The organism is Arthrobacter sp. LjRoot78 (assembly GCF_964254335.1).
GTDB lineage: Bacteria > Actinomycetota > Actinomycetes > Actinomycetales > Micrococcaceae > Arthrobacter.
Genome location: NZ_CAXUTG020000001.1, coordinates 1,546,175 through 1,567,051, shown reverse-complemented (window position 1 = coordinate 1,567,051; position 20,877 = coordinate 1,546,175). Strand labels below are relative to the sequence as shown.

Below are 20,877 nucleotides of genomic sequence, written 5' to 3'. Positions count from 1 at the left end.
CTAGGCGGCGTGCTCGGCCAGGAGGCCGGTCACCGGGTTCCATTCGGTGGTGCGCGTGCCCGCGATGACCTGGGCCGCAGCAAAAGGATCCTGCTTGAGGATCCCGTTCAGCGCGTTTTCGTCGGCGGCCTTGAAGATCAGGAGGGCACCGGCTCCATCGCCGTAAGGCCCGCTGGCCAGGAGTGCGCCTTCACCGGCCAGGGCGGCGGTCCATTCCCGGTGTGCCGGACGGGCGGCGTTCCGTGCTTCGGTGGACTCGGCGGCATATACGTACTCAACAGCAAAAACAGTCATACGGATACCCTATCGCCCTGCCCGCCGGAGTACGTATCCGGTCTAGCTGAGCAAGAGGATCTTGGCGAGCGCGGCGACTCCGGCGGCCCACAGCATGGATGACAGTGTTCCGATGATGAACCTCTCTGCAGCAACAGGGGTCTCCTTCAGTTCCGCGAAGCGCCCCAGCCCCTTGATGGCCACCACGTAGGCGATCGCCACGGGCTGCCCCGTCAGGATGGCCAGGCACACCGCCAGCCGTTCCAGGACGCCGATGATGGCTCCGCCGCGCAGGATCCGCGTGGTTGGTGCCGGCGGAGCGGATGCCGATGTTGCCGGATTTTGGGCCGGGACACGGGGTCCATCCGCGTCCACGGTGACATCCGCGGCGGGGTCGTGGGTGCGTTCTTCCGCAGCGCGGTCTTCGGCCGCCTTGGCCGCGTCCGCTTTGTCGTCGATGGTCCGGGCCAGCCGGAACACCAGCGCTGTGACAGGCCAGCCGGCAAAACCAGCCGTCAGCAGTGCGAGCGTAATCCAGAGAGCGTTCACCTGTTTCCTTCCAGCACTGCGTCATGGGCCACGGCCAGGAGCATCTCTGCGGCGGGCCTCGCCGCCCATTCTTCCTGCCAGCCGGACCTCAGGACGGCGCGGCTCACCGACTGCTCCGTGATTCCGAGTTTCGCTGCCGCGAGCTTCTGGCTGCCGTGCCGGGCTGACGCGTCCTGCTGCAGTCCGCGGAGGGCGTCCACCACTCTCCATTGGGCCTCCGTGCGGTCCTGCACCAGCCGGCCAATCAGGCGGAGGACTGCCTCGGCGTTCGCGCACGCCCTGATGCCGGGTCCGGTCTCCGGGGGCGCCGCACCGCCGCGGCGCAGTCCTCCGGGGACCACGGACAACGGCACGTGGGCGGCGGCAGACTTGGCTTTTTCCACTGCCAGCCGGGCAGCGACGAACGCCGCACCGGATCCTTCCCGCGGACTGGCCGGCAACGGGAGGTCCACGGCACCCACTCCGATTCCCACGTACCACTGGCCGCTGCGCAGGCAGTGAAGGGCGATGTCCACCACTTCAGCAGGCTTTTCCACCACACCCTGGACTTCGTCGCCGACGGAGCGTTCGAACCGGCCGGCGGTGGATTTCCGGTCGAGCTCGGCCAGCAGGCCGGGCACCCGGTCCTGGTCCCCGGTGCTCCCGCGCTGGTCGATGGTGAGTACGTACATACCGCAAACATAATCGACTGACTTCACAACATCAATCGTTTTCGGCTGATTTATAAATATCAGTCAAAAAGAGGTGATTATGAAATCCAAGCCGGAAGGAGCTGATTAGCCGAACAGGTTGACGGGCTTGACGATGTCCGCGTAGATCAGCAGGGCACTCATGCCCATCAGCAGCGCAGCCACCACGTAGGTCACGGGCAGGAGCTTGGCGATATCGAACGCTCCGGGGTCCGGCCGGCCGAACAGCTTGGCCAGCCGCCGTCGGGCTCCCTCATACAGGGCGCCGGCAACATGGCCGCCGTCCAGCGGCAGCAGCGGGACCAGGTTGAACACCGCGAGCGCGAAGTTCAGTCCGGCAAGCAATCCCACCAGTGCGGCCAGCCTGGACTGCAGCGGAACCTGCTCCATGGCGGCTACTTCACCCGCCACGCGCCCCACGCCAACAACGCTGATGGGCCCGTTGGGATCGCGGGGCTCTTCGCTGAAGGCCGCCTTGGCAACGCCCACCACCCGTGCGGGGAGATTCAGGACGACGCCGGCCACCTGCTGGATGTTTTCCCCCGCCATGGGCAGCACGGACGACGCCGGCTGGGCCACCAGGGCCGTCTGGGCGCCGATCCCCAGGAAACCGACTTCCTGGTACTGCAGGGTCCCGTTCGAATCAGTGGCCTGCCGCCCGTCGGCGCCGATGACCGGCCGCGCCGAGAGCACCGGGGTCACGGTAGTGGTGACGGGCGAACCGTCGCGTACCACCGTGATGCTGACTTCCCGTCCCGCGGAGGCGCGGATCCACCCGGTGACTTCCTCCCAGCTGGTCACCGCCTTGCCGTCGAACGAGGTAATGGTGTCGTTGGGCTTGAGCTGCGCTGCAGCTGCGGGAGTGAGCTTGCAGTCGGCGGAATCCGGATCCACGGTTTCCCCGGCCTTGACCTGGCATTTGGAGACGTCCGCGATGGTGGTGGTGGGGGTGCTGATCCCGAAGCCCATCAGCAGCACGGCCGTCAGCGCCACGCCGATCAGCAGGTTCATGGCAGGGCCGCCGAGCATCACGATGACCTTTTTCCACACCGGCAGCCGGTAGAAGACCCGCTTCTCATCGCCGGGCCCCACTTCCTCGTGGGCCATGGAACGCGCTTCGGTGGCGAGGGTCTGGAACATCCCGGTGCTGGAGGGACGCACCGTGCCGTCGTCCTTGTTCGGCGGGTACATGCCGATCATGGACACGTAGCCGCCAAGAGGGATCGCCTTGATGCCGTACTCGGTCTCCCCCTTGCGCTTGGACCACAGGGTGGGGCCGAAGCCGATCATGTACTTGGTGACCCGCACCTTGAAGAGCTTGGCCGGAACGAGGTGGCCCACCTCGTGCAGCGCGATGGAGACTGCGATGCCGATCGCCACAAAGACGACACCGAGGATAAAGAGAATGACGGGACTCATGCTGAGATCTGCTGCTTCCTAGAGACTGCTCACTGCTAAACGTTCGTGGGTTCGCGCTCGTGCCCACGTTTCAGCATCCAGTACGGACTCAACTGTCAGCCCGGAAGATCCTGGGTGTTCGCTGAGCACTGCTTCGATGGTATCCACAATGTCGGTAAACCGGATCCTGCCGGAGTGGAAGGCCATCACGGCCTCTTCATTGGCGGCGTTGAACACGGCAGGGTAGGTGCTCCCCTGCTTGGCGGCGTCCTTGGCCAGGCCAACGGCGGGGAACGCCTCGGTGTCCAGCGGTTCAAACGTCCAGCTGGTTGCCTGGGTCCAGTCGCACGGCGCGGCCGCCTTCGGAACCCTGTCCGGCCAGCCCAGCCCCAGGGCGATGGGCAGGCGCATGTCCGGCGGCGAGGCCTGGGCGATGATGGAGCCGTCCACGAACTGCACCATGGAATGGACCACGGACTGCGGGTGCACCACCACGTCGATGCGGTCCAGCGGGATGTCGAACAGCAGGTGCGCCTCGATCACCTCAAGGCCCTTGTTCACCAGGCTGGCGGAGTTGGTGGTGACCATCAGGCCCATGTCCCAGGTGGGGTGCGCGAGGGCGTCCTGCGGCGAGACACTGTGGAGCTCCTCGCGGGTCCTGCCGCGGAAGGGTCCGCCGGAGGCCGTCAGGATGAGCCGGTCCACCTCGGCGGCGGTCCCGGACCGCAGGCACTGTGCAATGGCCGAATGCTCGGAATCGACCGGGACGATCTGGCCTTCCCGGGCGGCAGCCTTCACGAGGGCGCCGCCGACGATCAGCGACTCCTTGTTGGCGAGCGCCAGCGTGGCACCGGACTTCAGGGCCGCCAGTGTTGGCGCCAGGCCGATCGAGCCGGTGATGCCGTTGAGCACCACGTCCGCCTCGATCTCCGCAATCCTGGTGGAGGCGTCCGGGCCGGTGATGATCTCCGGCCGGTAGCCGGTAACGCCGGCTGCGCGGGCGGCGTCGTCGATCAGTTCCTGCAAGGCGGCCGCATCGCCGCTGGCCGTGCCCACGGCCCTGGCCTTTGTGTGGACGGCCTGGCGGGCAAGGAGGTCCAGGTTTCCGCCGCCTGCGCTTAGTGCCACAACCTCGAAAAGGTGCGGGGCGCCGTCGACGACGTCAATCGCCTGGGTGCCGATGGAACCGGTGGATCCGAGGAGAACGATTCTGCGTGGCTGCATCCGTTAAGTATCCCGCACGTATGCCGTCCCGCCGGCGGCGGCCGTACCGGCGGCAGGCGGCCGCGGCGGGCACGTACCCGGGGACATTGACGCCGTGCGCCGCAGGCGTAACGTGAACAACGTGGAGTGGGCCGCATGGTTCGACGCGCCGGAGTATGAGTTTGCCCGGCAGGTGCTGCAGCGCGGCGTCGCGACGATCTTCTTCGTGGCGTTCCTCTCCTGCCGCAACCAGTTCCCGGCGCTGCTCGGCGAGCGCGGCCTGCTCCCGGTCCCCGACTACCTGGACAGCTTCCGGCGCCGCCGAAGGCCCAGCCTGTTCCTGTGGCGCTACTCGGACCGCCTGCTGCGGTTCGTCTGCTGGTGCGGCATGGCCGTTGCGGCCACGCTCATCCTGGGGCTTCCGCAGCTGGGACCGCCCTGGCTGCCGATGATCGCCTTCCTGGCACTGTGGCTGCTGTACATGTCGATCGTCAACGTGGGCCAGACCTTCTACGGTTTCGGCTGGGAGATGCTGCTCCTGGAGGCCGGCTTCACGGTGGCCTTCCTTGGCTCGGACCAGACCCCGCCGCCCCGGACCATCCTGATCCTGCTGGTGTGGCTGCTGTTCCGGCTTGAGTTCGGCGCCGGTATGATCAAGATCCGCGGAGGCAGCGAATGGCGCGACCTGACCGCCCTGTATTACCACCACGAGACCCAGCCGATGCCGGGTCCGCTGAGCCGTCAGGCGCACCTCCTCCCCAAGCCCCTGCACCGGATGGAGGTCCTGGGCAACCACTTCGCGCAGCTGGTGGTTCCGTTCTTCCTGTTCGCCCCGCAACCGCTGGCGTCCATCGCGGCGGGCATCATCATCTTCACCCAGCTGTGGCTGGTGGCGAGCGGAAACTTTGCCTGGCTGAACTGGATGGCTATCCTGCTCGCCTTCGCCGCAGTGGGCGATCCGGTGGCCCACGCCGTGCTCCCCGCCATCCCGCTGGACTGGCACACGTACGGTGCCGGCGACGACGGTGCGCGGACCCCGGTGTGGTGGCTCGCCGTCGTGCTTGCCGTGACGGTGCTCCTGCTGGTGCTCAGCTACTGGCCGGTCCGGAACCTCCTCCAGCACCGGCAACTGATGAACGCCAGCTTCAACCGCTGGCAACTGGTCAACACCTACGGGGCATTCGGCACGGTGACCAAACTGCGGATCGAGATTGTGGTGGAAGGCACGCTCGACGACGAGCCCGACGACGGCTCAGACTGGCGCGAGTACGGTTTCCGTGGAAAGCCCGGCGACGTCCGCCGCCTGCCGCGCCAGTGGGCCCCGTACCACCTCCGGCTGGACTGGCTCATGTGGTTCCTGCCCCTGCGCACCGTCCACGAGGAGTGGTTTTACGCCTTCCTGGCCAAGCTGCTGGAAGCGGACGGTGCTGTGCTGCGGCTTCTGCGCAAGGACCCGTTCGACGGCGCCCGCCCCCGTTGGGTGCGCATCCACAGCTACCTGTATCGCTTCGCGAGCCGGGCGGAATACCGGGAGACGGGCCAGCGATGGATCAGGACCCTGCTCTACGAGGCCATTCCGCCGCTGTCCCTCCCGCCGGGGTCACGGTGACTTGAGTGCGTAACGGCGCTCGGGACGGCCGGCACCGTACTTGAGACGGACCTCGACCCTCGCCTCATCGTGGAGGTATTCGAGATACCGGCGGGCGCTGACCCTTGATGTGCCCAGCAGGTCCGCGACTTCAGCGGCCGAAAAGTCCGCTCCGGCGGACTCCAGCACCGCGACCACACGGCTGAGGGTTTCCGGGCTGCACCCCTTGGGGAGGCGCGGTTCCGTCCGTTCGGCGCGTTCCGTGCTTTCCAGCCCGAAGACCCGGTTGACGTCCGATTGCTCGGCCACGTCCTTGGACAGGTCCAGCCCCTGGTAGGCGCTGCGGTAGTGCTCCAGTCGTTCCTGCAGGTCCGCCTGCGAAAACGGTTTGATCAGGTAGTGGACAATGCCGCCACGCAGGGCGCGGCGGACGGTCTCCACCTCGCGGGCTGCACTGATCACCAGCACGTCCAGTTCAGGCGCCGCTTCCCGCAGCCTGACCATGAGGTCCAGTCCGTTGATGTCGGGCAGGTGGATGTCCAGGAGGACAAGGTCGGGCTGCAGCCGGGCGGTCTCCGCCATGGCCTGGGCTCCGGTGTGCGCAACTCCGACGACGGCGAATCCCGGCGTGCGCTGGATGAAGCCGGCATGGACTTTGGCCACCATGAAGTCGTCGTCGACGATCAGGACGCTGATCATGGCCGGCTCACCTTTCCCTTTGCCGGCATCCCTTTTGCGGGCGTCCGTTTCAGCGGCGCCCGCTTTAGCCGCGCTGTGAAGACGGCCCCGCCGTCGTTGGCCACCGTAAGTTCGCCGCCGCTCCGCCGGCAGACAACACGCGAGAGCGCCAGGCCAAAGCCCCGGCCGCCGGCCGGGCCGGGCTTCTTGGTGCTGAACCCCTGCCGGAAGATCTCATCGGCCGCTGCCCCGTCAATGCCGGGGCCGGTGTCCCGGACCGTCACCACCACTTCCTCGGGAGTGTCCTCAACACGGACCCGGACGGACCCCTCGGTGACTCCTGTGACGGCGTCGAGCGCGTTGTCCACGAGGTTCCCCACCACGGTGGTCAGGTCCCGGGAGAGCTCATCGCCCACCGGTGCCAACACCGAACCGGGATCCAGCTGCAACGGCACACCACGCTCAGCTGCGAGGCTGGATTTGGCGATCAGGAGGGCTGCGAGCGCCGGGTCCTGGATGCGGCTGGTCACGTCGTCGTTGAGGCGTGTCCGGTCCACGGTGACGCCATTGACGAACTGCACCACGGAATCATACTCGCCGATCTGGATCAGGCCCGAGATAACGTGCAGCTGGTTGGCGAATTCATGGGCCTGCGCCCGGAGCGTGTCCGTCGCAGTACGCGTTGCCCCGAGTTCGCGTTCCAGGGATGACAGCTCCGTCCGGTCGCGCAGGGTGGCGACCGAACCCATCACGCGGCCCTTGGACCGGATGGGCACCCGGTTGAGCACCACCAGGCGCTCCCCCACCAGCACCATCTGGTCCTGCCCGGGCTGTTCACCTGTCAGCACTTCCTTGAGCGCAGGTTCAACGGGCAGGCCGGCAACGTCCTTGCCCACGCAGTCCGCCGGCAGGCCCAGCAGCGCCCGGGCGCTGTCGTTGGCCACGGTGATCCGTCCGTGGAGGTCCAGCGCCACCACTCCCTCTTTCAGTCCGTGCAGCATCGCCTCGCGGTTCTCCACCAGGCCGGAGATTTCGCTGGGTTCCATGCCAAGGGTCTGCCGCTTGACCCGGCGGGCCAGCAACAGGGAGCCGGCAACCCCCAGGACGCTGGCCACTCCCAGGTAGGTGAGCAGGTTCGGCACCGCATCCCCCAGCCGCTCCCACGTGGACGGGTAGTTCCGGCTGATGGACGCAATGCCGATCATTTTCCCGGAATCGTCAAGGACCGGTACGTGGGCCGAGAGGACCGGGGTGGCTGTTCCGCCCACCACGCCCGTCCAGGCACGGCCTTCCATCACCCGGCTCGGGCCAAGTTCCAGTGGACGGCCGAGAAGTCCGGGATCCGACGACGCCACGACGGTGCGGTCAGTCCGGGCGAGCGCCACCTGCGCGGACCCGGAGACTGTGCGGACGGACTCCGCGACGGCGGACAGTGCTGCACTGCCGCGCGGTTCGGCCGAGGGAAGCAACGCCCTGACGGCGGGATTGCTGCCCAGCGCTTCAGCGGCGGACAGTGCACGGCGCCCCTCGATCCGCTCAAACGCGGCGGCGGACTGGGCGAGGGAGATGGCGACGACGGCGACGAGGACGGCCAGGACAATCAGCAGCTGGAGGACCAGATATTGCCCGGCGAGGGACATTCCTCTTCGTCGAGTCACTGTGGTTCTTTCCTCTGGTGGGTGGGGTACCGGAACTATACCCCAACGCACCCTGCCGGGCGGACGCGGAGCCCCCGCCTCCGAGAGACTGGCCGGAGCTCCGGTTGAGTGCCGGAAACGTGAACGAAATGAACTTAACTTTCTCTGCGTACACAAGAGTGATGCTGCTCACTTTCGCACCTAGCATCAAATGCACCAGTCAGTTTTGCTGACCAGCTTGACCAAGAACTTTACTGAGAAGAGGAACACCATGCGCCAGATCCGCGCATTGCGCATTGCCGCCGTCGCCGCCGGCATCGCCCTGATGGCCACCGGTTGCGGTGCCACCGGCAAGAGCTCGACGAGCGGTAGCTCCAGCGCTGCCGCCGGCCCCGTCACGGGGCTGCAGATCCTCGTCCCCAACACGCCCGGCGGCGGCTACGACACCACCGCCCGTGCCGCCGCGAAGGTTCTCGACGACGAGAAGATCGCCACCAACACCGAAGTCTTCAACCTCGCCGGCGCCGGCGGAACCGTGGGCCTGGCCCGCGTGGTCAACGAGAAGGGCAACGGCGACCTCACCATGCTGATGGGCCTGGGTGTGGTGGGTGCGAGCTACACCAACAAGTCTGCATCCAAGCTGACGGACACCACTCCGCTGGCCAAGCTCATTGAAGAGCCCGGCGCCATCATGGTCAGCAAGGACTCGCCGTACAAGACCATCGATGACCTCGTGAAGGCCTGGAAGGCCGATCCCGGCTCCATCGCCGTCGGCGGCGGCTCTTCCCCGGGCGGCCCCGACCACCTGCTGCCGATGCAGCTCGCGGGAGCAGTGGGAATCGACGCCACCAAGGTCAACTTTGTTTCCTACGACGGCGGCGGAGACCTTCTCCCGGCCATCCTCGGCAACAAGCTTGGCTTTGCGGCTTCCGGCGCCGGTGAGTACCTCAAGCAGATTGAATCGGGCGAAGTCCGCGTGCTGGCCACCAGCGGCGCGGAGCGGCTGGACGGCGTTGACGCCCCCACCCTGAAGGAATCCAACATCGACCTGGTGTTCACCAACTGGCGCGGCATCGTTGCCCCTCCCGGAATCAGCGACGCCGACAAGGCAACCCTCATCGCAGCCCTCGAAAAGATGCACGGCACCGAGGCCTGGAAGGAGACGCTGAAGACGCACAGCTGGACCGACGCTTTTGTCACCGGTGACGAATTCAAGACCTTCCTGACGGAGCAGGACAAGCGGGTGGCGGACGTCCTCACGAAGCTTGGCCTGGCGTGAGCTCTTCACCAACGGTGGCCTCACGGCTCAAAGGCCGCTCCGAGCTGGGGGTTGCCCTCCTGCTCGGAGCGGCCGGGGTCATGGTCTTCCTTGACGCCAACGGCCTGGCGACACCCTATTCCAAGTCGGACCCTGTGGGTCCCAAGACGGTCCCCTTCATCGTGGCCGGCCTGCTCATCGTCTGCGCCGTGCTCCTGGCAGTGAACGTGCTGCGCGGCGGCAAGGGCGAGGCGGAAGCCGGCGAGGACGTTGACCTGGCGCACCCCGCGGACTGGAAGACGATACTCCCCCTGGTGGGCGCCTTCGTCGCGAACATCCTGCTCATCGACTGGGCCGGCTGGGTTATCTCCGGAACCGTGCTGTTCTGGGGCAGCGTGTGGGCCCTCGGCGGACGGCACTACGTCCGTGACGGCCTCATCTCCCTGGCCATGTCCATCCTGACCTTTTACGGCTTTTTCCTGGGCCTCGGCATCGCACTGCCCGCCGGCCTGCTGGAAGGGATTCTCTAATGGACGTCTTCTCCTCCCTCATGGATGGTTTCGCCACCGCGCTGACCCCCATGAATTTCCTCTACGCCGTTATCGGCGTGGTCCTCGGCACTGCCGTCGGCGTTCTCCCGGGCCTTGGCCCGGCGATGACCGTGGCCCTGCTGCTCCCGGTCACGTACGCTCTGGAGCCCACCAGCGCCTTCATCATGTTCGCCGGCATCTACTACGGCGGCATGTACGGCGGCTCCACCACGTCCATCCTGCTCAACACTCCCGGTGAGTCTTCTTCGGTGGTCACCGCCATCGAAGGCAACAAAATGGCAAAGGCCGGCAGGGCAGCCCAGGCTTTGGCCACCGCCGCCATCGGTTCGTTTGTTGCCGGCACCATCGGTACAACGCTGCTCGCCGTCTGCGCGCCCATCGTTGTCCAGTTCGCCGTCAGCCTGGGCTCACCCAGCTACTTCGCGATCATGGTTCTCGCCCTGCTGGCCGTCACTGCCGTGCTGGGTTCTTCCCGGTTGCGCGGTTTCGCCGCCCTGGGCCTGGGCCTGGCGATCGGCCTGGTGGGCATGGATTCGGTCACCGGCCAGCAACGCCTCACCTTCGGGATGCCGCTCCTGGCAGACGGCCTGGACATCGTGGTAGTGGCCGTGGCCATCTTCGCCGTCGGTGAAGCCCTGTGGGTGGCCGCGCACCTGCGCCGCACTCCCCTGCACGTCATTCCGGTGGGACGCCCGTGGATGGGCAAGCAGGACTGGAAGCGGTCCTGGAAGCCCTGGCTCCGCGGTACAGCATTCGGCTTCCCGTTCGGGGCACTCCCCGCGGGTGGCGCCGAGATCCCCACGTTCCTCTCCTACGTCACGGAGAAGAGGCTCTCCAAGCACCCCGAGGAATTCGGCCACGGCGCCATCGAAGGTGTTGCCGGGCCGGAAGCAGCCAACAACGCCGCGGCTGCGGGCACGCTGACCCCCATGCTGGCGCTGGGCCTGCCCACCAACGCGACGGCCGCCGTCATGCTGGCAGCGTTCACGTCCTACGGCATCCAGCCCGGTCCGCAGCTGTTCGCGAGCCAGGGACCGCTGGTCTGGGCACTGATTGCCAGCCTCTTCATCGGCAACCTGCTGCTTCTGATCATCAACCTTCCGCTGGCGCCGCTGTGGGCGAAGCTCCTGCAGCTCCCGCGGCCGTACCTCTACGCCGGGATCCTGTTCTTCGCCACGCTGGGCGCCTACTCGGTGAACCTGCAGGCGTTCGACCTGGTCATCCTGCTGGTGCTCGGTGCGCTGGGCTTCATGATGAGGCGCTTCGGGCTCCCCGTACTGCCGCTGATCCTGGGCGTGATCCTGGGACCGCGCCTCGAAGGGCAGCTCCGCAAGACCCTCCAGCTCAGCGCCGGCAATCCGGCCGGGCTGTGGAGCGAGCCGATCGCCGTCGGGATCTACGTCATCGTGGCGGTCATCCTCCTCTGGCCGCTGCTGATGCGGCTCTGGCGCAAGGCACGCCCGGGGCGCAGCTCGCTGCTTCCCGCCAATTCCGGCGCAGCCGACTACAGCGACTGAACAGCCGCCGGGCATTTTGCCGGCCCCCCTACCCGCATTCAGCAGAAAACATTCAGCAGAAACAAGGAGCAACCATGACGATCGTGGTGGGATACGTCCCGACACCCGAGGGCGAAGCGGCGCTGGCCCAGGCCATCGCCGAGGCGCGGAAGAGCAACAGCAGGCTGCTGGTCATCAACTCCTCCAAGGGTGATGCGCTGGTGGATAACCGGTACGCACAGGAACCTGAGATCCAGAGCATCGAGGACCGGCTCGCGACGCAGGGCATTGACCACGTGATCAAGCAGCCGGTCCGTGGCCATGATGCCGCCGCGGAGGTACTGGACGCCGCGGAGGAGCACAATGCCGAGCTGATTGTGATCGGCCTGCGCCGCCGCACCCCGGTAGGCAAGCTCATCCTGGGCAGCACGTCCCAGCGGATACTGCTCGAGGCGGACTGCCCGGTGCTGGCGGTGAAGGCCGGTTAACATGTCAGCCTGATCAGGAAGCCACACCGGGAAAAGCCACAGGCCGGGAGTCCAACGACTCCCGGCCTGTGGCTTTTCGCTTTACAGTGCGTTCCTAGCGGCCGGCCCGCCGCAGGGTTGATTCCGCATGTTTCAGGATGGGGCCGTCGATCATCTTTCCGTTGAACTGGAATACGCCGGTTCCGGCCGCAGCGGCAGCGTTCAGGAGCTCCTTGGCCGCAGCGACGTCCGAGTCCGCGGGTGCGTACGCTCCCCGGACAACGGCCACCTGGCTGGGGTGGATGCAGGCCTTGGAACCGAATCCGGAGGCGACGGCGTCGCGGGACTCGGCTGCCAGCCCGTCCAGGTCCGGAATGTTGACGTACACCGCATCGATGGCGTCCTTGCCGAAGGCCCCCGCCGCGAGCAGCACGGCGGACCTGGCGTGCAGCGCCACTGCCCGGTACCCGCCGTCGTCGTTCCTGCTGGAGGTCCCTCCCAGCGATGCGAGCAGGTCCTCGGCACCCCACATCAGGCCCACCACGTTGGGTTCGGCGGCGATGGCGGCGGCGTTGATGATTCCGGCGGCCGTCTCGCAGAGCGCAATCACGCTGTAGCCTTCCAGCGCTTTGAGCTGGCCGGCGTTTTCGGCCTTGGCGAGCATCACGTGCCGGTAGGGGGTGTGCTTGAGGCAGTGCAGATCCTTCTCGAACTCCTCCGTCCCGGCCGGGTTGATCCGGATGATCGTCCGGCTGGGATCAAGCTCCGGAACGTCGCCGGTGGCGCCGAGCTGGGCGAGAATGGCTCCGCGGGCGCGCTGCTTGTCAGCAGGAGCGACGGCGTCTTCCAGGTCCACGATCACGGCGTCGGACCGCTCTGAGGCCTTTTGGTAGCGCTCGGGACGGTCGGCAGGGCAGAAGAGCAGGGCGGGACCCATCAGGAAAGTCATGCTTAGATTGTCCTCTTTTCGGCGGCTTCGTGCGCCTCACGCGTCCACATCAGGCAGCTGCGCGAGGCAAGTGCCACCACCACGCCGTCCTGGTTCCGGCCGGTGTGCTGCATGGTCACGATTCCCTGCCCCGGACGCGACGAGGACAGGCGCTTACCGGTGATGACCGTCTCCGTGTACAGGGTGTCGCCGTGGTAGAGCGGATGCGGGAACGACACGTCGGTCAGTCCCAGCTGCGCAATGATGGTTCCCTGGGTCAGCTGCGGGACGGACTGCCCCACCACGGTGGCCAGGGTAAACATCGAGTTCATCAGCCGCTGCCCGAACGGCTGCCCGGCGCTCCAGGCGGCGTCAAGGTGCAGGGCCTGGGTGTTCATGGTCATGGTGGTGAAGATGACGTTGTCCGTCTCGGTCACCGTCCGGCCCGGGCGGTGGGCGTAGACCACTCCTTCCTCCAGCTCCTCGAAGTAGAGGCCCCGCTGTTCGACGACGCGTGGGCTGGCGGCGGTTGATCCCGTCGAAACCTTGTCAGCACTGGTCATACGGTCAGTTCCTGGTCTTCTTCGAAGAGTTCCGCCCCCGTGGCCGCGGCGACTTCCTCAGCTGTCACGTTGGGGGCCAGTTCGCGCAGCACAAGGCGGGAGGACCCGCCTTCGGTGACGACGTCGATCACGGCGAGGTCGGTGATGATCCGGTCCACGCACCCCTTGCCGGTCAGCGGCAGCGTGCATTGCTGGACGATTTTCGGCTTGCCGCTGCGGTCCACGTGCTCCATCATCACGACCACACGCTTGGCCCCGAACACCAGGTCCATGGCGCCGCCCATGCCCTTGACCATCTTGCCCGGGATCATCCAGTTGGCGAGGTCGCCGTTCTGCGCCACTTCCATGGCGCCGAGCACGGCCACATCCACATGGCCGCCGCGGATCATGCCGAAGGAGGTTGCAGAGTCGAAGAACGCGGCCCCCTTGTTCACGGTGACGGTTTCCTTGCCGGCGTTGATCAGGTCCGGGTCCACCTGGTCCTCCGCAGGGTACGGCCCCACGCCCAGGATGCCGTTTTCAGAGTGCAGGACCACTTCGATGCCGGCCGGAATGTAGTTGGGGATCAGCGTGGGCATCCCGATGCCAAGGTTGACGTACTGCCCGTTGTGGAGTTCGCGGGCCACCCGGGCGGCGAGTTCGTTGCGGGTCCAGCCTTTCGTTTCGGAGCTTGTACCCTCGGGATGGCCGACGGCGGGCGGCCGGTATTCGTGGCGGACGGCTTCGGGGCGGGGCGGGGCGCCCGGCGTGTTGATCGATTCCACGGCTATGCTCCTGCCTGCTCTGCGGCCTGTTTTGGTGCGCCGGCGGCGCCGGCGGACACTGCGACGGTCCGCTTTTCGATGCGCTTCTCACCCTGCGGTGCAAGGACAACCCGCTGGACGAAGATGCCGGGAACGTGGACGTGCTCCGGATCCAGTTCGCCCGGCTCCACCAGTTCCTCAACTTCGGCGATGGTGATCCGCCCGGCCATGGCGCACAGCGGGTTGAAGTTCATGGCCGTGGCGTGGAATACGAGGTTTCCGTGACGGTCGCCCTTCCAGGCGTGGACGAGTCCGAAATCCGGGGTGAGCGACTCCTCCAGCACATAGTCGGCGCCGTTGAAAGTGCGGACCTCCTTGGGCGCGGAGGCGATCGCGATGCTTCCGTCGGCGTCGTACTTCTGCGGCAGGCCGCCGTCGGACACCTGGGTTCCGACGCCGGCCGGTGTGTAGAACGCCGGGATCCCGGCGCCGCCGGCACGGAGTTTCTCCGCGAGCGTTCCCTGCGGGGTCAGCACCACCTCGAGTTCGCCGGAGAGGTACTGGCGGGCGAACTCCTTGTTTTCCCCGACATAGGAGCTGACGGTGCGGCGGATCCTGCCGTCCTTCAGCAGGATTCCCAGTCCCCAGTCGTCGACGCCGCAGTTGTTACTGACGGTTTCCAGGTCCGTGGTCCCGTGCCGGTGGAGGGCATCGATCAGTGCAACCGGGATGCCGCACAGCCCAAAACCGCCGACGGCGAGCGAGGCGCCGTCGGGGATATCGGCAACCGCGGCCTCGGCACTGGCAACAACCTTGTCAATCATCGTCGATCCTCCTGGTTTCGCTCCGAGTCTTGCTCCCTGCGCTGCTCCCTGGCGGGAAGCTAAAGGCCGAGTTCGCGGGCGATCAGCATCAGCTGGACCTCCGTGGTGCCCTCGCCGACCTCAAGGATCTTGGAGTCGCGGTAGTGGCGCGCCACGGTGAATTCGTTGATGAAGCCATAGCCGCCGAACACCTGGGTGGCGTCCCGCGCGTTGTCCATGGCTGCCTCGCCTGCGACCATCTTAGCGATGGCCGCCTGCGTCTTGAACGGCTTCCCGGCAAGCATCCTGGCCGCGGCGTCGTAGTAGGCCAGGCGTGCCGTGTGGGCCCGTGCTTCCATGCGGGCGATCTTGAAGGCGATGGCCTGGTACTTGCCGATGTTCTGCCCGAACGCGCTGCGTTCCTTCGCGTATTTCACCGACAGGTCCACGCAGCCCTGGGCCGCTCCCGTGGCCAGGGCGGCGATGGCGATGCGGCCCTCATCCAGGATGGACAGGAAGTTCGCGTAGCCGCGGCCCTGCTCGCCGAGGAGGTTCGCCTCGGGGACATGGACGTCCTTGAGCGTGAGCGGGTGGGTGTCGGAGGCATTCCAGCCCACCTTGTTGTACGCCTTTTCCGCTTTGAATCCTGGTGTGCCGGTGGGCACCAGGATGGTGGAAATTTCCTTCTTGATGCTGCCGTCCCCGCGCTCCTGCTTTGCGGTGACTGCCGTGACGGTGACCAGCGTGGTGATGTCCGTGCCGGAGTTGGTGATGAACTCCTTGTTGCCGTTGATGATCCACTCACCGCCTTCGAGCCGGGCCGTGGTCTTGGTTCCGCCCGCGTCGGAGCCGGCTTCGGGTTCCGTCAGGCCGAAGCCGGCGAGCGCCTGGCCTGACGCCAGCGACGGCAGCCATTCCTCCTTCTGGGCATCAGTGCCGAAGCGGTACACGGGCATGGCGCCCAGTGAAACTCCCGCTTCCAGCGTGATGGCCACGGACTGGTCCACCCGCCCCAGCTGCTCCAGGGCCAGTGCGAGGGCAAAGTAGTCACCGCCCATACCGCCGAACTCTTCCGGGAAGGGGAGGCCGAAGAGCCCCATGTCCGCCATCTGCTTCACGACTTCGTAGGGGAAGCTGTGTTCCTCGTCGTGTTTGGCGGAAACCGGTGCCACCACTTCATCGGCGAATTCGCGGACGGTGTCGCTGAGGTCCTGGTATTCCTCGCTGAGCTCAAAATCAGCCATGTTGGGACTTCCTTGTCTGCACTGTATGTCGGGTCTGTTTGATGTATTTGGTGTTGAAGCGAGGGTGCTATTCCGCCGCGCCCATGGCGATGACGGATTCCTCGACCGCGTCCTCTGCTGTGTTCTCCGCCGGAGGCACGTCGGCCGCGGTGGCGGGGTGGACGGTGGCAAGCACCTGGTCTGCCTTGACCAGGTCTCCGGACCTGACGCTGATGTGGACTGTGCCGTCGAGCGGCGCCACGAGCTGGTGCTCCATCTTCATCGCCTCCACCGAGACAAGCACCTGGCCGGCCTGCACGGTGTCGCCGTTCCTGACGGAGACGGACACCACGGTGCCCGGCATCGGTGAGCGGACGGCCGGATCAGCAGCGCCATCCTCACGTTCGATCGCCGCCAGCACCCGGGCCAGCCGGGTTTCGCGGGTGAGGACTTCCAGACGGCAGGACCAGCCGTCGTTGCCGAGGAAGATGGTCTGCGGATTGCCCTGCGGCGGGTAGTCGTCCCAGAAACTGCCCAGCGCGTACCGGACTTCGCCGCCGTCGATCTCCAGGTAGACGTTGTCACTGGACAGGCCGATCACAACGACCTTGCGCGCGGGACCGTCGTTGACGCGGACCAGGGCGTGGCCCAGATCGCGGTTGCTGAGCCAGGTGACGGCCACGGTGGCAATTCCGCCGCCGGGAACGCCGAAGCTCATACGCCAGGACGCGGGCGTGCCGAGGCGCCATCCCCGCGTGGTGTCCCAGGGGGACCGCACCGTGGCGGGGGCCTCCGCGAGAACCCAGAACTGCATGGCGGCGGCGATGAGCTCGGCGTCCCCGATGCTCCGAAATACGAAGTCCGGCATTTTGCGCTCGATGAGGCCGGTATCCAGCCGGCCGGCGCGGACGTCGGGATCGTCGATGAGCAGGCGCAGGTACTCCACGTTGGTGTCGATGCCGAGCGCTGTATAGCGCGAAAGTGCTGTGTCGAGTTTGTCCAGCGCAGCTGTGCGGTCGCGGCCCCAGACGATGACTTTGGACACCATGGGATCGTAGTCGCTGGAAATTTCGAGTCCCCTGAGCAGCGCGGAGTCGATGCGGATGTCCGGATCGGCGGCGGCCGGAGTCAAGGAGTCCAGATCGTCCATGGCGGTGAAGATTTCCCCCCGTTCGTCCAGCAGGACTACTTCGCCGGTGGACGGCAGGAAGTTCCGTTCGGGGATTTCGGCGTACACGCGCGCTTCCACGGAGTGCCCGTTAAGCACGACGTCGGACTGGCGGATGGTGAGTTCCTCGCCGGCGGCGATCCGCACCTGCCATTCGACCAGGTCGATTCCGGTGACCATTTCGGTGACGGGGTGTTCCACCTGCAGGCGCGTGTTCATCTCCATGAAGAAGAAGTCGTCCGGGGCGTTGTCCGAGACCAGGAACTCGACGGTCCCGGCACCGCTGTAATGGACGCTGCGGGCCGCGTTGCAGGCGGCCTCGCCGATCCGGGCGCGGACGGCGGCACCGTCGGGGAGGGATTCCAGCAGCGGCGAGGGGGCTTCCTCGATGACCTTCTGGTGGCGGCGCTGCAGGGAGCACTCGCGCTCCCCCAGGTGGATGACGTTGCCATGGTTGTCCGCGAGCACCTGCACCTCGATGTGGCGCGGGGTGGTGACAAGCCGTTCCAGGAACAAGGTGTCATCGCCGAAAGCGCTGGCTGCGACCCGCCGGGCGGTGGCCAGGGTGGCCTCGAGGTCCTCGGGGCATTCCACGATGTGCATGCCTTTGCCGCCGCCCCCGGCGGAGGGCTTGATCAGCAGCGGGAAGCCGACGCCGGCCGCAGCCTCGATCAGCTGCGCGTCCGTCATGCCGGGCTCGGCGATGCCCGGAACCACGGGGACGCCGTAGCCGGTGACGTGGTTCTTGGACCGGATCTTGTCCCCCATGACGTTGAGGGATTCGACGCCGGGGCCGATGAAGGTGATGCCCGCTTTTTCCAGGGCACGGGCGAAGTCGACGTTTTCGCTGAGGAAGCCGTAGCCTGGGTGCACGGCCTCGGCGCCGGTCTCGCGGCACGCCTGGATGATCGCGTCAATTTTCAGGTAGCTCTCGGCTGCCGCGGCAGGACCGATACGCACGGCGACGTCGGCGTCGCGCACGTGGCGGGCACCGGCGTCGGCGTCGCTGTAGACGGCCACCGACCGGATGCCGAGGGCACGGAGTGTGCGGAGCACGCGGCAGGCGATCTCGCCGCGGTTGGCGACGAGCACGGTGCCGAAGAGCGGCTTCGGGGCCGCGGCCGGTTGCTGGGGAGTTGACGAAGTAGTCATGGCTGTCACATCCGGAAAAGGCCGAAGGAGGTCTCCGGCAGAGGGGTGCGGGAGACGACGTCGAGCGCCAGTCCCAGGACGGTGCGGGTATCCGCGGGGTCGATCACGCCGTCGTCCCAGAGGCGCGCGGTGGAGTAGTAGGGGCTGCCCTGGTCCTCATACTGTTGCTTGATCGGGGCCTTAAAGGCTTCCTCGTCCTCGGCTGACCATTCCTCGCCGCGGGCCTCATACTGGTCCCGCTTGACTGTCGCGAGCACGCTGGACGCCTGGTTGCCGCCCATCACGGAGATCCGCGACGCCGGCCACATCCAAAGGAACCGCGGCGAGTAGGCGCGACCGCACATCGAGTAGTTGCCGGCGCCGAAGGAGCCGCCGATCACCACTGTCAGCTTGGGCACCCGTGCAGTGGCGACGGCGGTGACCATCTTGGCGCCGTTCTTGGCAATGCCGCCCTGCTCGTAGTCCTTGCCTACCATGAAGCCGGAGAGGTTCTGCAGGAAGATCAGCGGGATGCCTCGCTGGTCGCAGAGCTCGATGAAGTGGGCGCCCTTGAGCGAGGACTCGCTGAACAGCACGCCGTTGTTGGCCACGATCCCCACCGGGTGTCCGTGCAGCTTGGCGAACCCGGTGACCAGGGTGGTGCCGTAGTTCTTCTTGAATTCGTGGAAACGGCTGCCGTCCACCAGCCGGGCGATGACCTCGCGGACGTCGTACTGGGCGTTCACGTCCGTGGGGACGGCGCCGTAGAGCTCGTCCGGATCGGCAACGGGTTCGACGGCGGTGTCCACGCCCCAGGCGGGGGCGGCCGGCCGGGGCAGGGTGGAGACGATGTCGCGGACGATCTGGAGGGCGTGCTCGTCGTTCTCGGCCAGGTGGTCGGTGACGCCGGAGATCTTCGAGTGCACGTCGCCGCCGCCGAGTTCCTCGGCCGTGACGATCTCGCCGATGGCGGCCTTCACCAGCGGCGGTCCGCCCAGGAAGATGGTGCCCTGGTTGCGGACGATCACGGTCTCGTCGCTCATCGCGGGGACGTAGGCGCCGCCGGCGGTGCAGGAGCCCATCACGGAGGCGATCTGCGGGATCCCTGCTGCGGACATCTTCGCCTGGTTGAAGAAGATCCGGCCGAAGTGCTCCTTGTCCGGGAAGACCTCGTCCTGCTTCGGGAGGAACGCCCCGCCGGAGTCCACAAGGTAGATGCAGGGCAGCCTGTTCTCCAGGGCGATTTCCTGCGCCCGGAGGTGCTTCTTCACGGTCATCGGATAGTAGGTGCCGCCTTTGACGGTGGCGTCGTTGGAGATGACCAGCACCTGGCGGCCGTGCACGAGGCCGATCCCGGCAATGACGCCGGCCCCCGGCGAGTCGTCGTTGTACATGCCGTTCGCCGCGAGCGGCGCGATCTCGAGGAAGGGGCTGCCGTCGTCGAGCAGCCGGTCGATGCGTTCGCGGGGAAGCAGCTTGCCGCGGGCCACATGGCGTTCCCGGGACTTCTCCGGACCGCCGAGGGCCGCTGTGGCGAGGCGCTCCTTCAGCTCGCGGGCCAGCCCCAGCTGGGCCTCGCGGTTCGCGGCGTAGGCGGCGCTGCCGGTGTCCACCTGGCTGGCGATTGTCTCCATTGACTGCTTCCGTTCCCGGACGTCCGGGGAGGCCGTCCTGAGCGATTCGGTTAGTACCGCATAACTGAGATTTAGGTTAGTCTCTATTAACTGTGATGTCCAACACGCGCCCGCATTGCTAGGATTTGCAGTTCCAAGGAGGAAATGTGCCGATCATCGAGCGCGGTCCCGGCAGCCCGGCGGGCGAGCGGGTCCAGACAACCCAGCGAGGCCAGACAACCCAGCGCAGCCAGGCGAAGGAAAGCCGGCGGCAGGCGCTGCTGTCCTCAGCCGCCACCCTTTTTGCCGTCAATGGCTTCAACCGGGTGTCGCTGGAGGACCTGGGTGCCGCGGCAGGCGTCAGCGGTCCCGCCGTCTACCGCCACTTCGCCGGCAAACAGGCGGTCCTGGGGGCGCTGTTGCTCAGCGTGAGCCAGGAACTGCTGGACGGCGGCCGCCGGGTGGTTGCAGACGCCGGTGATCCCGCCGCCGCGCTGGCCCGCCTGGTGCAGTTCCACGTGGACTTCGCCCTGAGCAATCCCGACGTCATCCGGGTCCAGGACCGCGACTTCAGCAACCTCTCCGACGACGACCAGGCCGAGGTCCGCACCCTGCAGCGCAACTACGTGGAGCTGTGGGTTGAGGTGCTGCAGACCCTGCACACGGGCACAGATACCGCCGAGCTCCGGATGCGCGCGCACGCGGCTTTCGGCCTCATCAACTCGACGCCGCATTCGGTCCGCAGCCACGGCCGGCGGGTCGCGGTCAAGTCGGCCCGCCCCCTGCTGGAGAGCATGGCCCTCGCCGCCCTCCTGGTGGCGGCGACGCCTCAGCCGCTCAGCTGAGTCTGCCGGAAAATCAAAGCTGCCGGCCGCCACTTCCTTTCGGAAGGGGCGGCCGGCAGTTTTTGTGGATTGG

Annotated in this window: 20 protein-coding genes; 6 read left to right on the top strand and 14 right to left on the bottom strand. The window is 66.7% G+C overall.

All coding sequences use genetic code 11. The annotated features are described in order from the left end of the window. From ACSQ1X_RS07190 to dxr, 5 genes are all read right to left on the bottom strand, one after another. Complete coding sequence (locus ACSQ1X_RS07190) at positions 1–294, bottom strand: YciI family protein (protein ID WP_028272163.1); 294 nt, start codon at positions 292–294, stop codon at positions 1–3. Between the two features lie 42 nt (positions 295–336). Continuing rightward, positions 337–822 (bottom strand): hypothetical protein, encoded by a 486-nt coding sequence (locus ACSQ1X_RS07185; protein WP_436057183.1) that lies wholly within the window; start codon positions 820–822, stop codon positions 337–339. Further along, complete coding sequence (locus tag ACSQ1X_RS07180) at positions 819–1,493, bottom strand: MarR family transcriptional regulator (RefSeq protein ID WP_436057182.1); 675 nt, start codon at positions 1,491–1,493, stop codon at positions 819–821. The genes ACSQ1X_RS07185 and ACSQ1X_RS07180 overlap by 4 nt, the downstream gene beginning before the upstream one ends. 105 nt (positions 1,494–1,598) lie before the next feature. After that, positions 1,599–2,930, bottom strand: a complete 1,332-nt coding sequence (locus ACSQ1X_RS07175) for a M50 family metallopeptidase (RefSeq protein WP_436057181.1) — start codon at positions 2,928–2,930, stop codon at positions 1,599–1,601. 18 nt (positions 2,931–2,948) lie between these two features. Then, entirely contained in the window at positions 2,949–4,133 is a 1,185-nt protein-coding gene (gene dxr / locus ACSQ1X_RS07170; protein WP_436057180.1) for a 1-deoxy-D-xylulose-5-phosphate reductoisomerase, read from the bottom strand. 121 nt (positions 4,134–4,254) lie between these two features. On the opposite strand from dxr, the gene ACSQ1X_RS07165 reads away from it, so the two are divergent. Further along, complete coding sequence (locus ACSQ1X_RS07165) at positions 4,255–5,721, top strand: lipase maturation factor family protein (RefSeq protein WP_436059285.1); 1,467 nt, start codon at positions 4,255–4,257, stop codon at positions 5,719–5,721. Here ACSQ1X_RS07165 and ACSQ1X_RS07160 read toward each other — a convergent pair. Next, on the bottom strand, positions 5,713–6,399 hold the full coding sequence (locus ACSQ1X_RS07160; protein WP_436057179.1) for a response regulator: 687 nt from the start codon (positions 6,397–6,399) through the stop codon (positions 5,713–5,715). The genes ACSQ1X_RS07165 and ACSQ1X_RS07160 overlap by 9 nt on opposite strands. After that, entirely contained in the window at positions 6,396–8,018 is a 1,623-nt protein-coding gene (locus tag ACSQ1X_RS07155; RefSeq protein WP_436059284.1) for a sensor histidine kinase, read from the bottom strand. Before ACSQ1X_RS07155 ends, ACSQ1X_RS07160 begins: the two co-directional genes overlap by 4 nt. 268 nt (positions 8,019–8,286) lie before the next feature. Between ACSQ1X_RS07155 and ACSQ1X_RS07150 the strand changes: the two genes are divergently transcribed. From ACSQ1X_RS07150 to ACSQ1X_RS07135, 4 genes are all read left to right on the top strand, one after another. Further along, positions 8,287–9,294 (top strand): Bug family tripartite tricarboxylate transporter substrate binding protein, encoded by a 1,008-nt coding sequence (locus tag ACSQ1X_RS07150; protein ID WP_028272156.1) that lies wholly within the window; start codon positions 8,287–8,289, stop codon positions 9,292–9,294. Beyond that, positions 9,291–9,803: a tripartite tricarboxylate transporter TctB family protein gene (locus ACSQ1X_RS07145; protein ID WP_436057178.1), complete on the top strand. Its 513-nt coding sequence runs from the start codon at positions 9,291–9,293 to the stop codon at positions 9,801–9,803. Before ACSQ1X_RS07150 ends, ACSQ1X_RS07145 begins: the two co-directional genes overlap by 4 nt. Then, positions 9,803–11,341, top strand: a complete 1,539-nt coding sequence (locus ACSQ1X_RS07140) for a tripartite tricarboxylate transporter permease (protein WP_055798517.1) — start codon at positions 9,803–9,805, stop codon at positions 11,339–11,341. The genes ACSQ1X_RS07145 and ACSQ1X_RS07140 overlap by 1 nt, the downstream gene beginning before the upstream one ends. Before the next feature lie 74 nt (positions 11,342–11,415). Then, on the top strand, positions 11,416–11,808 hold the full coding sequence (locus ACSQ1X_RS07135) for a universal stress protein (protein WP_055798520.1): 393 nt from the start codon (positions 11,416–11,418) through the stop codon (positions 11,806–11,808). Between the two features lie 94 nt (positions 11,809–11,902). On the opposite strand, the gene ACSQ1X_RS07130 is transcribed toward ACSQ1X_RS07135, so the two are convergent. The 7 genes from ACSQ1X_RS07130 to ACSQ1X_RS07100 all read right to left on the bottom strand — a co-directional run bounded on the left by ACSQ1X_RS07130 (position 11,903) and on the right by ACSQ1X_RS07100 (position 19,980). Next, on the bottom strand, positions 11,903–12,736 hold the full coding sequence (locus ACSQ1X_RS07130; protein ID WP_436057177.1) for an HpcH/HpaI aldolase/citrate lyase family protein: 834 nt from the start codon (positions 12,734–12,736) through the stop codon (positions 11,903–11,905). 2 nt (positions 12,737–12,738) lie between these two features. Then, complete coding sequence (locus ACSQ1X_RS07125) at positions 12,739–13,278, bottom strand: MaoC family dehydratase (protein WP_436057176.1); 540 nt, start codon at positions 13,276–13,278, stop codon at positions 12,739–12,741. Next, positions 13,275–14,042: a CoA transferase subunit B gene (locus ACSQ1X_RS07120; protein ID WP_436057175.1), complete on the bottom strand. Its 768-nt coding sequence runs from the start codon at positions 14,040–14,042 to the stop codon at positions 13,275–13,277. The genes ACSQ1X_RS07125 and ACSQ1X_RS07120 overlap by 4 nt, the downstream gene beginning before the upstream one ends. Before the next feature lie 2 nt (positions 14,043–14,044). Continuing rightward, positions 14,045–14,845 (bottom strand): CoA transferase subunit A, encoded by an 801-nt coding sequence (locus tag ACSQ1X_RS07115; RefSeq protein ID WP_436057174.1) that lies wholly within the window; start codon positions 14,843–14,845, stop codon positions 14,045–14,047. A 59-nt stretch (positions 14,846–14,904) separates the two neighbouring features. After that, positions 14,905–16,068, bottom strand: a complete 1,164-nt coding sequence (locus ACSQ1X_RS07110; RefSeq protein ID WP_436057173.1) for an acyl-CoA dehydrogenase family protein — start codon at positions 16,066–16,068, stop codon at positions 14,905–14,907. A 67-nt stretch (positions 16,069–16,135) separates the two neighbouring features. Further along, the gene (locus ACSQ1X_RS07105) at positions 16,136–18,367 is read right to left on the bottom strand and encodes a biotin carboxylase N-terminal domain-containing protein (protein WP_436057172.1); all 2,232 of its coding nucleotides are present in this window, start codon (positions 18,365–18,367) and stop codon (positions 16,136–16,138) included. A 5-nt stretch (positions 18,368–18,372) separates the two neighbouring features. Next, complete coding sequence (locus ACSQ1X_RS07100; protein WP_436057171.1) at positions 18,373–19,980, bottom strand: carboxyl transferase domain-containing protein; 1,608 nt, start codon at positions 19,978–19,980, stop codon at positions 18,373–18,375. 155 nt (positions 19,981–20,135) lie between these two features. On the opposite strand from ACSQ1X_RS07100, the gene ACSQ1X_RS07095 reads away from it, so the two are divergent. Next, entirely contained in the window at positions 20,136–20,804 is a 669-nt protein-coding gene (locus ACSQ1X_RS07095; protein ID WP_436059283.1) for an SACE_7040 family transcriptional regulator, read from the top strand. Positions 20,805–20,877 lie beyond the last annotated feature (73 nt).

What these genes read in the sequence shown, in the direction of transcription:
- ACSQ1X_RS07150 (WP_028272156.1), top strand. Translation starts at nt 8,287, where the DNA reads ATGCGCCAGATCCGCGCATTGCGCATTGCCGCCGTCGCCGCCGGCATC.
- ACSQ1X_RS07130 (WP_436057177.1), bottom strand. Translation starts at nt 12,736, where the DNA reads ATGACTTTCCTGATGGGTCCCGCCCTGCTCTTCTGCCCTGCCGACCGT.
- ACSQ1X_RS07190 (WP_028272163.1), bottom strand. Translation starts at nt 294, where the DNA reads ATGACTGTTTTTGCTGTTGAGTACGTATATGCCGCCGAGTCCACCGAA.
- ACSQ1X_RS07135 (WP_055798520.1), top strand. Translation starts at nt 11,416, where the DNA reads ATGACGATCGTGGTGGGATACGTCCCGACACCCGAGGGCGAAGCGGCG.
- ACSQ1X_RS07180 (WP_436057182.1), bottom strand. Translation starts at nt 1,493, where the DNA reads ATGTACGTACTCACCATCGACCAGCGCGGGAGCACCGGGGACCAGGAC.
- ACSQ1X_RS07125 (WP_436057176.1), bottom strand. Translation starts at nt 13,278, where the DNA reads ATGACCAGTGCTGACAAGGTTTCGACGGGATCAACCGCCGCCAGCCCA.
- ACSQ1X_RS07110 (WP_436057173.1), bottom strand. Translation starts at nt 16,068, where the DNA reads ATGGCTGATTTTGAGCTCAGCGAGGAATACCAGGACCTCAGCGACACC.
- ACSQ1X_RS07175 (WP_436057181.1), bottom strand. Translation starts at nt 2,930, where the DNA reads ATGAGTCCCGTCATTCTCTTTATCCTCGGTGTCGTCTTTGTGGCGATC.
- ACSQ1X_RS07115 (WP_436057174.1), bottom strand. Translation starts at nt 14,845, where the DNA reads ATGATTGACAAGGTTGTTGCCAGTGCCGAGGCCGCGGTTGCCGATATC.
- dxr (WP_436057180.1), bottom strand. Translation starts at nt 4,133, where the DNA reads ATGCAGCCACGCAGAATCGTTCTCCTCGGATCCACCGGTTCCATCGGC.
- ACSQ1X_RS07100 (WP_436057171.1), bottom strand. Translation starts at nt 19,980, where the DNA reads ATGGAGACAATCGCCAGCCAGGTGGACACCGGCAGCGCCGCCTACGCC.
- ACSQ1X_RS07160 (WP_436057179.1), bottom strand. Translation starts at nt 6,399, where the DNA reads ATGATCAGCGTCCTGATCGTCGACGACGACTTCATGGTGGCCAAAGTC.
- ACSQ1X_RS07140 (WP_055798517.1), top strand. Translation starts at nt 9,803, where the DNA reads ATGGACGTCTTCTCCTCCCTCATGGATGGTTTCGCCACCGCGCTGACC.
- ACSQ1X_RS07105 (WP_436057172.1), bottom strand. Translation starts at nt 18,367, where the DNA reads ATGACTACTTCGTCAACTCCCCAGCAACCGGCCGCGGCCCCGAAGCCG.
- ACSQ1X_RS07155 (WP_436059284.1), bottom strand. Translation starts at nt 8,018, where the DNA reads ATGTCCCTCGCCGGGCAATATCTGGTCCTCCAGCTGCTGATTGTCCTG.